Origin of the sequence: Pseudomonas sp. AN-1, assembly GCF_034057115.1 — a bacterium.
Lineage (GTDB): Bacteria > Pseudomonadota > Gammaproteobacteria > Pseudomonadales > Pseudomonadaceae > Geopseudomonas.
The window spans coordinates 2,496,790-2,510,514 of the sequence record NZ_CP139195.1; the positions used below are offsets into that span (position 1 = coordinate 2,496,790).

The following is a 13,725-nucleotide window of genomic DNA, read 5'->3' on the forward strand; positions in this document are numbered from 1 at the left end:
ATCAGTTGAACAATCCGTAGAAAAACAGTCGGATACTATCCCACAGGCGGCGGAAGATACCACCCTCCTCGACCGCCTCGAGGGCCACCAGCGGCGCGCTGTGCAGCACCTGCTCGCCGAGGCGCACCTCGACCTTGCCGACTTCCTGGCCGGCGGCCACCGGCGCCTCGATCATCGGCTGCAGGGTCATGCTGGCCTGCAGCTTGTCCATCTGGCCACGCGGCAGGGTCAGGGTCAGGTCCTCGGCCAGGCCGGCCTTGAGCTGGCGCTCGGCGCCCTTCCACACCGGGGCCTGGGTCAGCTCGGCGCCCTTGGCGTAGAACTGGCGGGTCTCGAAGAAGCGGAAGCCGTAGGTCAGCAGCTTCTGGGTCTCGGCGGCGCGGGCCTGCTCGCTGTTGGTGCCGAACACCACGGCGATCAGGCGCTGGCCGTCACGCACGGCGGAAGCCACCAGGCAGTAGCCGGCTTCCTCGGTGTGGCCGGTCTTCAGGCCGTCGACAGTCTTGTCGCGCCACAGCAGCAGGTTGCGGTTGGGCTGTTTGATGTTGTTCCAGAGGAACTCCTTCTGCGCGTAGATGGCGTAGTGCGCCGGGTCTTCCTTGATGATCGCGCGCGCCAGCCTGGCCATGTCGTGGGCCGAGGAGTAGTGCTCCGGGTGCGGCAGGCCGGTGGCGTTCATGAAGTGGCTGTTGACCATGCCGAGCTTGCCGGCGGTGGTGTTCATCAGGTCGGCGAAGGCGTCCTCGCTGCCGGCGATGTGCTCGGCCACCGCCACGCTGGCGTCGTTGCCGGACTGGATGATGATGCCGTGCAGCAGGTCGCCCATGGTCACCTGGGTGCCGACCTGGACGAACATGCGCGAGCCGCCGGTGCGCCAGGCGTGTTCGCTGATGGTCACCAGATCCTTCTCGCCGACCTGGCCGCGGTTGATCTCCAGGGTGGCGATGTAGGCGGTCATCAGCTTGGTCAGGCTGGCCGGCGGCAGGCGCTCGTCGGCGTTCTGCTGGACCAGCACGTTGCCGCTGTCGGCATCCATCAGCAGCCAGGCCTTGGCCGCCAGTTGCGGCGGCGCCGGAACGACCTGCTCGGCGGCCCAGGCGGCAGGTGCCGCGGCGAGCAGGACCAGCAGGAACAAGCGGTGCACTAAGGTGGTGATGTTCATCCGTCTCTCGAATAGCTAGGTAGGTGAATCAGGCCCTTGCGGGCATTGCTACGGTGCCGGGCGGCGTCAGTCCGGCCGCACCAGCGTCGGCTGGCCGAGGCTGGCCAGCCGCAGGGAGTCCTGCAGCTGCAGGGCCTCATCCTGAGTGTCGATCGGCCCCAGGCGCACCCGGTGCAGGACCTGCTGGTTGCGCACGACCGAGCTGATAAACACCGGCGCAGTCCCCACCACCGAGCTCAGCTTGGCCTTGAGGAGTTCCGCAGCGTCCGGGTTGGCGAAGGCGCCCACCTGGAGATACAGCCCAGCGGCTGGGGCAGAAGCGTTTTTTTTTACCGCCACCTCGACCGGCAGGACGGCGGCGGCATGCTGCTCCGGCGGCGGCGTCCAGGTCTCGATGGGCGCGGCCACCGGCTGCGGCACGCTGCGCACCTCGCTGGGCGCCGGCAGGCTCATCAGCTTGTTGCTGCGCGGGGCGCCGGCATTGCTGGCCAGCACCATCGGCACCGGCCGGCCCTGCTGGGCCCACCACTGCTGCGGGTCGATGCCCTCGACCTTGACCCGCGCGGTGCCGGTCTCGGCATAGCCGAGCTTCTTCGCCGCGGCGAAGGACAGGTCGATGATGCGGTCGGAGTAGAACGGCCCGCGGTCGTTGACCCGCAGGATCACGCTCCGGCCGTTGTCCAAGTTGGTGACCCGCACGTAGCTGGGCAGCGGCAGGGTCTTGTGCGCGGCGGTCATGCCGTACAGGTCGTAGGTCTCGCCGTTGGCGGTGGCCTGGCCGTGGAACTTGGTGCCGTACCAGGAGGCGGTGCCGGTGGCGCGGTAGTTGCGCGCATCCTGGATCGGATAGTAGGGCTTGCCGAACACCGTGTAGGGACTGGCCTTGACCGGGCCGTTGTGCGGCATCGGCACGGCGTCGGGGATGCGCGACACGTCGACGTCCCACCAGGGCGCGCCGTCGCGGTGCGGGCGGGCGTAGCTGCCCGGGCCGGAAACGGCCTGGTCGCTGTCGACCGGCGCGCGCGAGGTGGTGCAGCTGCTCAGCAGGGCCAGGCTGCACAGTACGGCCAGCGGCAGCCGCGGCAGGGATGGGCGCATGTCAGAACTCCTGGCGCTGCGCATGCAGCGCGCTGGAGAGCTGGTGCACGGCCATGGCGTACATCACGCTGCGGTTGTAGCGGGTGATCACGTAGAAGTTGGGCAGGCCCATCCAGAACTCGTCGCCCTGTTCGCCCTCGAGGCGGAAGGCGGTCACCGCGTAGTTGTCCTCCACCGCATCCAGCGGGGTCCAGCCGAGCTGGCGCAGGTCGCCCACCGACTTGACCGGCTCCAGGCCCTGGGTCAGGCCGTCGGCGAAGCGGGTGCCGGCGACGCGCGCGCGGGTCACCACCGGGTCGCCGGCCACCCAGCCGTGGCGGTGGAAGTAGCTGGCCACGCTGCCGATGGCGTCCACCGGATTGCCCCAGATGTCGATGTGGCCGTCGTGGTCGAAGTCCACCGCATAGGCGCGGAAGCTGCTCGGCATGAACTGCGGCAGGCCCATGGCGCCGGCGTAGGAGCCCTTGAGGCTGAGCGGATCGACCTGCTGCTCGCGGGTCAGCAGGAGGAACTCGCGCAGCTCCTTGCGGAAGAAGTCGGCGCGCGGCGGATAGTCGAAGCCGAGGGTGGCCAGGGCGTCGAGCACCCGCCAGTTGCCGGTGTTGCGGCCGAAGAAGGTTTCCACGCCGATGATCGCCACGATCACCTGGGCCGGCACGCCGTACTCGCGCTCGGCGCGCGCCAGCGACTCGGCGTGCTGGTTCCAGAACGCCACGCCCTGGTCGATGCGCGCCTGGGTGATGAAGATCGGCCGGTACTCCTTCCACGGCTTGACCCGCTCGGCCGGCCGCGAGATGGCGTCGAGGATCGGCTGCTTGCGCTCGGCGGCGCCGAGCAGCGCCTGCAGCTGCGGTGCGGTGAAACCGTGCTCGCGCACCATCTCGCCGATGAAGGCATCGACCGCGGGTGAACTCTGGTAGTCCCCAGCCATGGCCGGCGCGGCGATGCCGAGCAGACCGGCCAGGCCGATCCGGCACACGCCCTGCCGAACCCATGCGCGCACTCTGTGCATTGTGCTTTTCACTCCGAGTCTCAAACCTGGGCGATCCATTTGCGGTGCGTATGGATCGCCATCAAAATGCCGAATCCTGACATCAGCGTCACCAGCGAAGTTCCGCCGTAGCTGATGAAAGGCAGCGGCACCCCCACCACCGGCAGCAAGCCGCTGACCATGCCGATGTTGACGAAAACGTAGACGAAGAAGGTCAGGGTGATGCTCCCCGCCAGCAGCTTGCCGAACAGGGTCTGCGCCTGCACCGTGATCACCAGCCCCCGGGCGATCAGCAGCAGGTAGACCACCAGCAGCAGGCACACGCCGACCATGCCGAACTCTTCGCTGAGCACGGCAATGATAAAGTCCGTATGGCTTTCCGGCAAAAAATCCAGGTGCGACTGGGTGCCCAGCAGCCAGCCCTTGCCGAACACCCCCCCCGAGCCGATGGCCGCCTTGGACTGGATGATGTTCCAGCCGGTGCCCAGCGGGTCGCTCTCCGGATCGAGGAAAGTGTGCACGCGCTGCTTCTGGTAGTCGTGCAGCACGAAGTACCACATGGCCACCGCGACCGGCACCGCCGCGGCGATCGCCCCGCCGATCCACCACCAGCGCAGACCGCCGATGTACAGCACGAAGGCGCCGGAGGCGAGGATCAGCATGGCGGTGCCGAGGTCGGGCTGCTTGAGGATCAGCACGAAGGGCACGCCGATCAGCGCCAGGGCGATCAGCAGGTGCTTGAAGCTGGGGGGCAGGCTGCGGCTGGACAGGTACCAGGCGATGGTCGCCGGCATGATCAGCTTCATGAACTCCGAGGGCTGGAAGCGGATCACCCCGGGAATGTTGATCCAGCGCGTGGCGCCCATCGCCGTGTAGCCGACGAACTCCACCGCCAGCAGCAGCAGCACGCCGCAACCATAGGCCAGCGGCGCCCAGCGCGCCATGAAGCGCGGCTCCAGCTGGGCGATGGTGCACATCGCCACCAGGCCGATGCCGAACGAGGTGGTCTGCTTGAGCAGCAGCTCCCAGTGCTTGCCGCCGGCCGACCACAGCACGAACAGGCCGACCACGCCGAGGGTCACCAGCAGCAGCAGCAGCGGGCCGTCGATGTGCAGGCGCTGCAGCAGGCTGGCGCGGCGGCGCAGCACGTCCTCCCCGGACAGGGTGCGGTCGAAGCTCGGGCTAGTGTTCACGGGCCACCTCTGCCGCCGGCGGCGGCGCGAATTCGGGCTTGAGCCGACGATGCTCGTCGAGCAGCCAGGCGTCCAGCACCTGCTTGGCCACCGGGCCGGCCACGCCGGAGCCGGACTCGCCGTTCTCCACCATCACCGCCACGGCGATCTTCGGGTCGTTGGCGGGCGCGAAGGCGACGAACAGCGCGTGGTCGCGATGGCGCTCGCGCACCTTGTTGCGGTCGTACTTCTCGCCCTGGCGGATCGCCACCACCTGCGCCGTGCCGCTCTTGCCGGCGATCAGGTAGGGCGAGCCGAGGCCGAGCTTGTGCGCGGTGCCGCGCGCGCCGTGCACCACCTCGACCATGCCGCGGGTGACCTGGTCCCAGTAGCGCGGGTTGCTGGCGACGATGTTCGGCGGCGTGTCGCGCTCCTCCAGCAGGCCGGAGGCCATCAGCTGCTCGGCGCTCATGCCGTCGGCGTCCCTGAGCAGGCGCGGGCGCACCCAGCGGCCGCGATTGGCGATCAGCGCGGTGGCCTGGGCCAGCTGCAGCGGGGTGGTCAGCATGTAGCCCTGGCCGATGCCGGTGATCACCGTCTCGCCGGGGAACCAGCCCTGGCGGCGGTTGGCGCGCTTCCATTCGCGCGAGGGCATCAGCCCGGCGGCTTCCTCGGACAGGTCGAGGGACACCCGCTGACCGAGACCGAAGGCGCTCATGTACTGGTGCAGGCGGTCGATGCCGAGCTTGATCGCCAGGTCGTAGAAATAGGTGTCGTTGGAGCGCGCCAGGGCCAGGTTGAGGTCGACCCAGCCGTCGCCGCTGCGGTTCCAGTTGCGGTACTTGTGGCTGTTGCCCGGCAGCTGGTAGTAGCCCGGGTCGTAGACGCGGCTCGCCGAATTGACCACCCCGGCGTCCAGGCCGGCCAGCGCCACCTGCGGCTTGACCGTCGAGCCCGGCGGATACAGGCCGCGCAGCACGCGGTTGTACAGCGGCCGGTCGATGGAGTCGCGCAGCGCCGCATAGTCCTTGAAACCGATGCCGGTGACGAACAGGTTGGGATTGAAGCTCGGCTGGCTGACCATCGCCAGCACGCCGCCGGTGGCCGGCTCGATGGCGATCACCGCGCCACGGCGGCCGCCCAGCGCCGCCTCGGCGGCCTCCTGCAGCTTGAGATCGAGGTGCAGGCGGATGTCCTTGCCGGGGATCGGGTCGGTGTGCTTGAGCACGCGCAGCACGCGACCGCGGGCGTTGGTCTCGACCTCCTCGTAGCCGACCTGGCCGTGCAGCACGTTCTCGTAGAACTTCTCCGCGCCGGTCTTGCCGATGTGGTGGGTGCCGCTGTAGTCCACCGGGTCGAGCCTCTTCAGCTCCTGTTCGTTGATCCGCCCGACGTAGCCCACCGAGTGGGCGAAGTGCTCGCCCTGCGGGTAGTGGCGCACCAGCTGGGCGACCACGTCGACGCCGGGCAGGCGGAACTGGTTGACCGCGATGCGGGCGATCTGCTCCTCGGTCAGCTCGAAGAGGATCGGCACCGGCTCGAACGGCCGCCGCCCCTGGCGCACGCGCTTCTCGAACAGCGCGCGCTCTTCCTCGCCCAGCTCGAGCACCTCGACGATGGTGTCGAGCACCTGACGCCAGTCGTCGGCGCGCTCGCGGCTCACCGTCAGGCTGAAGCTCGGCCGGTTGTCGGCGATGATCACCCCGTTGCGGTCGTAGATCAGCCCGCGGGTCGGCGGCAGCGGCTGCACGTGGATGCGGTTGTTCTCCGCCAGCGTCGAGTGGTGCTCGTACTGGATCACCTGCAGGTAGTACATGCGCGCCACCAGCACGCCGGTGAGCAGCAGGACGAAGATCGCGCCGACGATCGCCCGGCTGCGCACCAGGCGGGCATCGCGTTCGTGGTCCTTGAGCTGGATCGGCTGCGGCATGGAGGCGCGGTTACTTGTGGTACGGATGGCCGGACAGCACGGTCCAGGCGCGGTAGATCTGCTCGCCGAGCAGCACCCGCACCAGCGGGTGCGGCAGGGTCAGCGGCGACAGCGACCAGCGCTGCTCGCTGCGCGCGCACACCTCCGGCGCCAGCCCTTCCGGGCCGCCGACCATCAGGTTGACGGTGCGCGCGTCGAGGCGCCAGCGGTCCAGCTCGGCGGCCAGCTGCTCGGTGCTCCACGGCTTGCCATGGACCTCGAGAGTGACCACGCGCTCCCCGGGCTGCACCCGCGCCAGCATCGCCTCGCCCTCCTGGCGGATCAGGCGGGCAACGTCGGCATTCTTGCCGCGGGTGCTCAGCGGGATCTCCACCAGCTCGAGGGCCAGCTCGGGCGGCAGGCGCTTGACGTACTCCTGCCAGCCCTCCTCGACCCAGCGCGGCATCCGCGAGCCGACGGCGATCAGTCGGATGCGCATGCCGGGCGTTACTCCTGCGACTGCTGGGCGCGGCTCTGCTCGGCGCCCTGCCACAGGCGCTCGAGGTCGTAGAACTGGCGGGTGGCAGCCTGCATCACGTGCACCACCACGTTGCCGAGGTCGATCAGGCCCCACTCGCCGGAGTCCAGGCCTTCGCTGCCGATCGGTCGCACGCCCTGCTCCTTGGTCTTTTCCAGCACGGTTTCGGCCAGCGACTTGACGTGGCGGCTGGAGCTGCCGGTGGCGATCACCATGAAGTCGGTGATGCTGGTCTTCTCGCGCACGTCGATGGTGAGGATGTCCTGACCTTTCAGTTCTTCCAGGGCGGCGATCACCACCTGGACCAGTTGTTCGGCTTGCATTGTCGGATGTTCACTCTTGGGTAGATGGGGTGGCACGGTACAGACCGTGCGTGTGGATGTAGGCCAGCACCGCGTCGGGTACCAGGAAGCGGATCGAGCGGCCGGCGGCCAGGCGCTCGCGGATGCCGGTGGCGGAGATCGCCAGCGGCATCTGCCAGACGAAGGCGATCTGCCCCGCCGGCCCCCTGAGCGCCTGCGGATCGCTGGCGCTGCGCGCGGCCAGCAAGTCGCGCAGGGCTTCCGGCGCCTCGCTGTCGGCGTCCGGGCGCTGCAGCACGACGATGTGGCAGTGGTCGAGCAACTCCTGCCAGCGGTGCCAGGTCGGCAGGCCGCAGAAGGCGTCCCAGCCGACCAGCAGCAGCAGCTGGACCTCGCCGCCCAGCTCGGCGCGCAGCGACTCCAGGGTGTCGATGGTCCACGACGGCTTGTCGCGCCACAGCTCGCGGTCGTCGACCGCCAGCGGCGGCACGTCGGCCACCGCCAGGCGCACCATGTCCAGGCGCTGCTGCGCGCTCACCTGCGGCGTGCCGCGGTGCGGCGGGCGGGCGCTGGGGATCAGGCGCAACTCGTCGACGGCGAACTGCTCGGCCACCTCGAGCGCGGCACGCAGGTGGCCGATGTGGATGGGGTCGAAGGTGCCGCCGAGCAGACCGATGCGCCGGATCATCAGCCGCGCACGTGACCGTCGCCGAACACCACGTACTTCTCGCTGGTCAGCCCCTCCAGGCCGACCGGGCCGCGGGCGTGCAGCTTGTCGGTGGAGATGCCGATCTCGGCGCCCAGGCCGTACTCGAAGCCGTCGGCGAAGCGGGTCGAGGCGTTGACCATCACCGAGCTGGAATCCACCTCGGTGAGGAAACGCCGCGCGTCGGTGAAGCTCTCGGTGATGATCGCGTCGGTGTGGTGCGAGCCGTAGTGGTTGATGTGCTCGATGGCCTGCTCCAGCGAGTCGACCACGCGGATCGACAGGATCGCCGCGTTGTACTCGGTGTGCCAGTCCTCCTCGGTCGCCTCCAGCACGTCGGCGCCGAGCAGCGCGCGGGTCGCCGCGCAGCCGCGCAGCTCGACGCCCTTGGCACGGTAGATCTCGGCCAGCGGCGGCAGCACGCGCGCGGCGATGGCCTCGTGCACCAGCAGGGTCTCCATGGTGTTGCACGGCGCATAGCGCTGGGTCTTGGCGTTGTCGGCGACGCGGATCGCCTTGCCCTCGTCGGCGGCGACGTCGATGTAGACGTGGCAGATGCCGTCCAGGTGCTTGATCACCGGCACGCGGGCGTCGCGGCTGATGCGCTCGATCAGGCCCTTGCCGCCGCGCGGCACGATGACGTCGACGAACTCGGGCATGGCGATCAGTTGGCCCACCGCCGCGCGGTCGGTGGTCTCCACCACCTGCACGCAGGCCGCCGGCAGGCCGGCCTCGGCCAGGCCCTGCTGGATGCAGGCAGCGATGGCGCGATTGGAGTGGATCGCCTCGGAGCCGCCGCGCAGGATGGTGGCGTTGCCGGACTTCAGGCACAGGCTGGCGGCGTCGATGGTCACGTTGGGGCGCGACTCGTAGATGATGCCGATCACCCCCAGCGGCACGCGCATCTTGCCGACCTGGATGCCCGAGGGCAGGTAGCGCATGTCGCGGATGGTGCCGATCGGATCGGGCAGGCCGGCGACCTGGCGCAGGCCCTCGATCATGTCGTCGATGCGTGCCGGGGTCAGCGCCAGGCGGTCGAGCATGGCCTCGTCCAGGCCGTTGGCGCGGCCGTTGTCCAGATCCTGCGCGTTGGCGCGGATCAGCTCCTCGCGTGCGGCGTCGAGGGCGCGCGCGGCGGCCAGCAGGGCGTTGTTCTTCTGCGCGGTGGTGGCGCGAGCGGTGACGCGCGAGGCCTCGCGCGCGGCGCGACCCAGGCGGGTCATGTAATCGAGTACGGACTCGGTCATGGTCTCGGCGATCCGACGGCTGGAAAAAGTCGTCGATTATAGCCCTGCCAGCCGGGCCGCGCCCAGCAGCAACGGGCGGACGGCAGGAGCCGCTCGTTGCCGGGTGTTGCTATCATGGCCGCCCTTCCGTCACCCGCCCGCGCCAGATGACCGCCTCGCCTGCCCCCGCCACCCTGCCCTGGCCCGGCGCCCGCCCGCTGGCCGACGCCTTCTTCGACCGCGACGCCTGCCTGGTGGCGCGCGAACTGCTCGGCAAGGTGATCCGCCACCGGGTCGACGGCCTGTGGCTGAGCGCGCGGATCATCGAGACCGAGGCCTACTACCTGACCGACCGGGGCAGCCACGCCTCGCTCGGCTACACCCACAAGCGCCGCGCACTGTTCATGGACGGCGGGCACATCTACATGTACTACGCGCGCGGCGGCGACTCGCTGAACTTCAGCGCCCACGGCGCCGGCAACGCGGTGCTGATCAAGTCCGGCGCCCCCTGGCAGGATGCACTGAGCGGCGCGGATTCGCTGGCACGGATGCAGGCCAACAACCCCGACCGCCAAGGCCGGCCGCGCCCGCCGGAAAAGCTGTGCGCCGGGCAGACCCTGCTGTGCCGCGCCCTCGGCCTCAAGGTGCCGGACTGGGACGGTGCGCGCTTCGACTGGCAGCGCCTGTTCGTCGAGGACGTCGGCGAGCGGCCGGCGCGGATCGTGCAGACCACCCGTCTGGGCATCCCCCGCGGGCGCGACGAGCACCTCGAATACCGCTTCGTCGATGCCGCCTGGGCCCGCCACTGCACGCGCAACCCGCTGCGCCGCGGCCAGCGCGAAGGCAGCGACTTCCATCTGATCGACGTCAAGGAGCAAGACGCATGAGCCAGTGGCTCGACACCCTCACCGCCTGGCTGGGCGCCCATCCCGAGTGGCTGGGCCTGGCCATCTTCCTGATCGCCTGCATCGAATGCCTGACCATCGCCGGCATCGTGGTGCCGGGCACCGTGCTGCTGTTCGCCGTCGCCGCCCTCGCCGGCGGCGGCGCGCTGACGCTGTGGCAGACCCTGCTGCTCGGCTATGCCGGCGGCCTGCTCGGCGACGCGCTGTCCTATGCCCTCGGCCGGCGCTTCCACGAGGACATCCGCCGCCTGCCGCTGCTGCGCCGCCATCCGGAATGGCTGGCCCAGGCCGAGTTCTACTTCCAGCGCTACGGGGTGATCAGCCTGCTGCTCGGCCGCTTCATCGGCCCGCTGCGGCCGATGCTGCCGACCGTCGCCGGCATGCTCGACATGCCGCTGCCGCGCTTCGCCGCGGTCAGCCTGGTGGCCGCCGCCGGCTGGGCGACGGCCTACCTGCTGCCCGGCTGGATGACCGGCGCGGCCCTGCGCCTGCCGCTGCCGGAAGGCTTCTGGTGGCAGGCCGGCGTGCTGGCCGGCGGTCTGGCCGCGCTGCTGGTGCTGGCCGCCCAGGCCAGCCTGCGCGAACGGCGCGCGGCGGCGCCGCTGGCCGCGGCGCTGGGCGCCGCGCTGCTGCTGGCCCTGTTCGCCGGCTGGCGGCTGTTCGCCGCCTTCGACCAGGCGCTGCTGGAGCTGGCGCAGCGCCTGCGCACCCCGGAGCTGGACCAATGGATGGTGGAGCTGACCCGGCTGGGCGACTCCGCCGTGCAGCTGGCCGCCGGCGCGGCGCTGCTCCTGCTGCTGGCGCTACAGCGCCAGTGGCGCGCCCTGCTGTTCGCCACGCTGGCCCTGGCCGGCACTGCGCTGGCCAACCAGGGGCTCAAGCTGCTGTTCGCCCGCGCCCGCCCGGAGATCCTGCTGCAGCCGCTGGACAGCTTCAGCCTGCCCAGCGGGCACAGCTCGGCGGCCTTCGCCCTCTGCCTGGCGCTCGGCGTGCTGGCCGGGCGCGGCGCGCCGGCACGCATCCGCCTGGCCTGGCTGCTGCTCGCCAGCCTGCCGGCCACGGCGATCGCCGTCTCGCGGGTCTATCTCGGCGTGCACTGGCCGACCGACGTGCTGGCCGGCGCACTGCTCGCCGGCAGCCTCTGCGCCCTCGCCCTGTTGCTGGTGCAGTGGCGCCAGCCGCTGCCGGCCAGCGGTCACCTGCGCGGCTGGCTGCTGCTGCCCCCGGCCCTGCTGGTGCTGACCAGCCTGCTCGGCTGGCTGCCCGGCGCGGAAATGGCGCTGTACCACCGCTGAATCAGGCGACCGTGGCCACCACCAGCGGCAGCAGGATGGCGGTGGCACCGCCCATCAGGCTCATCGCCAGCGCCGAGAAGGCGCCGGTTTCCTCGCCCTCCTGCAGCGCCTGGGCGGTCCCCACCGCATGGGCGGTGAGGCCGAGGGCCATGCCGCGCGCCGCCGGATTGCGCACGCCGATACGGGTCAGCAGGGCCGGGCCGCAGATCGCCCCGATCACCCCGGTGATCAGCACGAACACCGCCGCCAGCGCGGCGATGCCGCCGAGCTGCTCGGCGACCAGCATGGCGATCGGCGAGGTCACCGACTTGGGCAGCAGGGTCATCTGCATCACGTGGTCGGCACCGAACAGCCAGGCGAAGCCGATGCCCAGCGCGGTGGCCAGGCTGCCGGCCAGCGCCAGGGTGATCAGGATCGGCCAGAGCAGCTGGCGGATGCGCTTGAGATTGAGGAACAACGGGATGGCCAGGGCCACGGTGGCCGGGCCGAGGAACACGCTGAGCATGCTGACGCTGGCGCGGTACTCGGCGTAGTCGATGCCGCACAGCAGCAGCACGCCGATCACCAGGGTCATCGACAGCAGCACCGGCTGCAGGAACACCCAGCGGGTGCGCTCGAACAGCGCCAGGGCCAGCTGGTAGGCGCCGAGGGTGATGCCGAAGCCGAACAGCGGATGCTGGAGAATCGCCTGCGCGGCGGCGCTCAGGGAGCCACTCATGCCTCGGGCTCCCGGCGCTGCTGACGGTCGATCAGGCGCTGCATCAGCCAGCCGGCGAACAGCATGGCGATCAGCAGCGACAGCACCAGGGTGCCGGCCAGCGCCCAGAAGTCGGCGGCGATCGCCTCGGCGTAGGCCATCACCCCCACCGCCGGCGGCACCAGCAGCAGCGGCAGGTAGCGCAGCAGGGCGCCGCCCGCCTCGCCAACCGGCGCCGGCACCTCGCCGCGCCAGACCAGGAAACCGAACAGCAGCAGCATGCCGATGATCGGCCCCGGCAGCATCGGCAACAGCAGCACGTTCAGCCCCGTACCCAGCAGCTGGAACAGCACCAGCCAGCTAATCCCCCGCAACAGCATCGCAACCCCTCCATGAACTCGACCGCATTATAGGGCCTCGCCCAGCAACTACACTTTGGATGTACTTGACCCTGCGCCGACCGCCATGGTGATCTAGGGCCATAGCCGCCGGCACCGGGCGCGCCGACGCAGAATAACAAACAGAACGAGCAGCCAATGCCGCACTCCAACAGTCCCCACCACCTGCTGATCTTCGGCGCCAGCGGCCTGGCCGGCGAGCACCTGCTCGACCGCACCCTCTGCGAGCCGACCGTGCAGCGCGTGCTGGCCCCCAGCCGGCGGCCGCTGTCGGTTCACCCCCATCTGGAGAACCCGCGCGGCAATCTGCTGGAAATCCTCCCTCGCCTCGCCGGTCCCGTCGATACCGCCTTCTGCTGCCTGGGCACCACCCTGCGCCAGGCCGGCTCCGAATCCGCGTTCCGCGCCATCGACCACGACCTGGTGATCGCCTGCGCCCGGCGTGCCCGCGAACTGGGCGCGCGCCACTTGCTGGTGCTCAGCTCGCTGGGCGCCGACCCGCATTCCAAGGTGTTCTACAGCCGCATCAAGGGCGAGATGGAGGAGGCGCTGAAGGCCCAGGACTGGCCGCAGCTGACCATCGCCCGCCCCTCCCTGCTGCTCGGCCCGCGCCGCGAACAGCGCCCGCTGGAACAGGCCTTCGCACCCATGGCACGCCTGTTGCTTGGAAAGTGGCGCGCCATTTCGGTATGCGTACTCGCCCGCGCCCTCTGGCGCCTGGCCCTCGAGGAAGGGCGAGGCGTCCGGGTGATCGAGTCGGACGAGCTGCGCCGGCTGGGACGCTGAGCGACGCATCACCGAGCTGTCACAACCGGCCGGTAGGCTGGGCAAACGCCGTACGAAAAGCCGCGAGAACAGCGGCACAACCGCAAAACGACCCGAGGGACTCGAGATGACCGCTTTCAACCCCTGGCAGGAACAAGGACTTCACGGCCGCGCCGTCATCGAGGCGCAGCGCTGCTGGCTGGGCCAGCTGGCGGAAGCCCTCAGCGCCCGCCTGCAGCAGGACTGCTCGCATCCGGCGATCGGCGAATGCCTGGAGCGCCTGATGAGCGGCCTGCTGCAGTCGCTGGTCAGCGAGGAAGAGGCCTATCTGGAACTCGGCCAGCCGGCCGACGCGGCCCATGTCGACGCCCACAACCAGCTGTGCATGGACGTGCTCGAGCTGATCAAGCGCCACGAGCGCGGCGAGCCGGTCGGCCTGCAGCTGCTGCAGCTGCTGCAGGGCTGGCTGGAGCGCCACTGCGCGCAGAGCGACCGCCTCGCCCTGCACTGACAGCCAGCCCGGCGCCGCCCGAACGGACGGCGCGCCCAGCGAATCCCCTT

The 13,725-nt window shown here is 70.1% G+C and carries 15 protein-coding genes; 4 read left to right on the forward strand and 11 right to left on the reverse strand.

Annotated elements, in window-relative coordinates:
- Position 1 precedes the first annotated feature (1 nt).
- The 9 genes from SK095_RS11685 to SK095_RS11725 form a co-directional block, all read right to left on the reverse strand.
- Complete coding sequence (locus SK095_RS11685) at positions 2-1,162, reverse strand: D-alanyl-D-alanine carboxypeptidase family protein (RefSeq protein ID WP_201487876.1); 1,161 nt, start codon at positions 1,160-1,162, stop codon at positions 2-4.
- Positions 1,163-1,228: 66 nt separating this feature from the next.
- Positions 1,229-2,260, reverse strand: coding sequence for a septal ring lytic transglycosylase RlpA family protein (locus tag SK095_RS11690; RefSeq protein ID WP_136490746.1), 1,032 nt, complete (start codon positions 2,258-2,260; stop codon positions 1,229-1,231).
- Between the two features lies 1 nt (position 2,261).
- Positions 2,262-3,272 (reverse strand): lytic murein transglycosylase B, encoded by a 1,011-nt coding sequence (gene mltB, locus SK095_RS11695; RefSeq protein ID WP_136490745.1) that lies wholly within the window; start codon positions 3,270-3,272, stop codon positions 2,262-2,264.
- 20 nt (positions 3,273-3,292) lie between these two features.
- Positions 3,293-4,396: a rod shape-determining protein RodA gene (gene rodA, locus SK095_RS11700; protein ID WP_168772539.1), complete on the reverse strand. Its 1,104-nt coding sequence runs from the start codon at positions 4,394-4,396 to the stop codon at positions 3,293-3,295.
- Positions 4,397-4,433: 37 nt separating this feature from the next.
- A complete protein-coding gene (gene mrdA, locus SK095_RS11705) occupies positions 4,434-6,353 on the reverse strand; it encodes a penicillin-binding protein 2 (protein ID WP_136490743.1) in 1,920 nt (639 codons plus the stop codon).
- Between the two features lie 10 nt (positions 6,354-6,363).
- Positions 6,364-6,831: a 23S rRNA (pseudouridine(1915)-N(3))-methyltransferase RlmH gene (gene rlmH / locus SK095_RS11710; RefSeq protein WP_320546402.1), complete on the reverse strand. Its 468-nt coding sequence runs from the start codon at positions 6,829-6,831 to the stop codon at positions 6,364-6,366.
- An 8-nt stretch (positions 6,832-6,839) separates the two neighbouring features.
- Positions 6,840-7,193, reverse strand: coding sequence for a ribosome silencing factor (gene rsfS, locus SK095_RS11715; RefSeq protein ID WP_201487874.1), 354 nt, complete (start codon positions 7,191-7,193; stop codon positions 6,840-6,842).
- Positions 7,194-7,203: 10 nt separating this feature from the next.
- On the reverse strand, positions 7,204-7,860 hold the full coding sequence (gene nadD / locus SK095_RS11720) for a nicotinate-nucleotide adenylyltransferase (protein ID WP_201487873.1): 657 nt from the start codon (positions 7,858-7,860) through the stop codon (positions 7,204-7,206).
- Positions 7,860-9,125, reverse strand: a complete 1,266-nt coding sequence (locus SK095_RS11725; RefSeq protein ID WP_201487872.1) for a glutamate-5-semialdehyde dehydrogenase — start codon at positions 9,123-9,125, stop codon at positions 7,860-7,862. The genes nadD and SK095_RS11725 overlap by 1 nt, the downstream gene beginning before the upstream one ends.
- Before the next feature lie 146 nt (positions 9,126-9,271).
- On the opposite strand from SK095_RS11725, the gene SK095_RS11730 reads away from it, so the two are divergent.
- A complete protein-coding gene (locus SK095_RS11730; protein ID WP_201487871.1) occupies positions 9,272-9,991 on the forward strand; it encodes a DNA-3-methyladenine glycosylase in 720 nt (239 codons plus the stop codon).
- Positions 9,988-11,304 (forward strand): bifunctional DedA family/phosphatase PAP2 family protein, encoded by a 1,317-nt coding sequence (locus SK095_RS11735; RefSeq protein ID WP_320546403.1) that lies wholly within the window; start codon positions 9,988-9,990, stop codon positions 11,302-11,304. The genes SK095_RS11730 and SK095_RS11735 overlap by 4 nt, the downstream gene beginning before the upstream one ends.
- A gap of 1 nt (position 11,305) precedes the next feature.
- Here SK095_RS11735 and SK095_RS11740 read toward each other — a convergent pair whose 3' ends face one another.
- Both SK095_RS11740 and SK095_RS11745 read right to left on the reverse strand, forming a co-directional pair.
- Positions 11,306-12,022, reverse strand: a complete 717-nt coding sequence (locus tag SK095_RS11740; protein WP_136491133.1) for an LrgB family protein — start codon at positions 12,020-12,022, stop codon at positions 11,306-11,308.
- Positions 12,019-12,381 (reverse strand): CidA/LrgA family protein, encoded by a 363-nt coding sequence (locus tag SK095_RS11745; protein WP_136491134.1) that lies wholly within the window; start codon positions 12,379-12,381, stop codon positions 12,019-12,021. The genes SK095_RS11740 and SK095_RS11745 overlap by 4 nt, the downstream gene beginning before the upstream one ends.
- 156 nt (positions 12,382-12,537) lie before the next feature.
- On the opposite strand from SK095_RS11745, the gene SK095_RS11750 reads away from it, so the two are divergent.
- Both SK095_RS11750 and SK095_RS11755 read left to right on the forward strand, forming a co-directional pair.
- Complete coding sequence (locus SK095_RS11750; RefSeq protein WP_136491135.1) at positions 12,538-13,185, forward strand: oxidoreductase; 648 nt, start codon at positions 12,538-12,540, stop codon at positions 13,183-13,185.
- Between the two features lie 106 nt (positions 13,186-13,291).
- On the forward strand, positions 13,292-13,675 hold the full coding sequence (locus SK095_RS11755) for a hypothetical protein (RefSeq protein ID WP_320546404.1): 384 nt from the start codon (positions 13,292-13,294) through the stop codon (positions 13,673-13,675).
- Positions 13,676-13,725 lie beyond the last annotated feature (50 nt).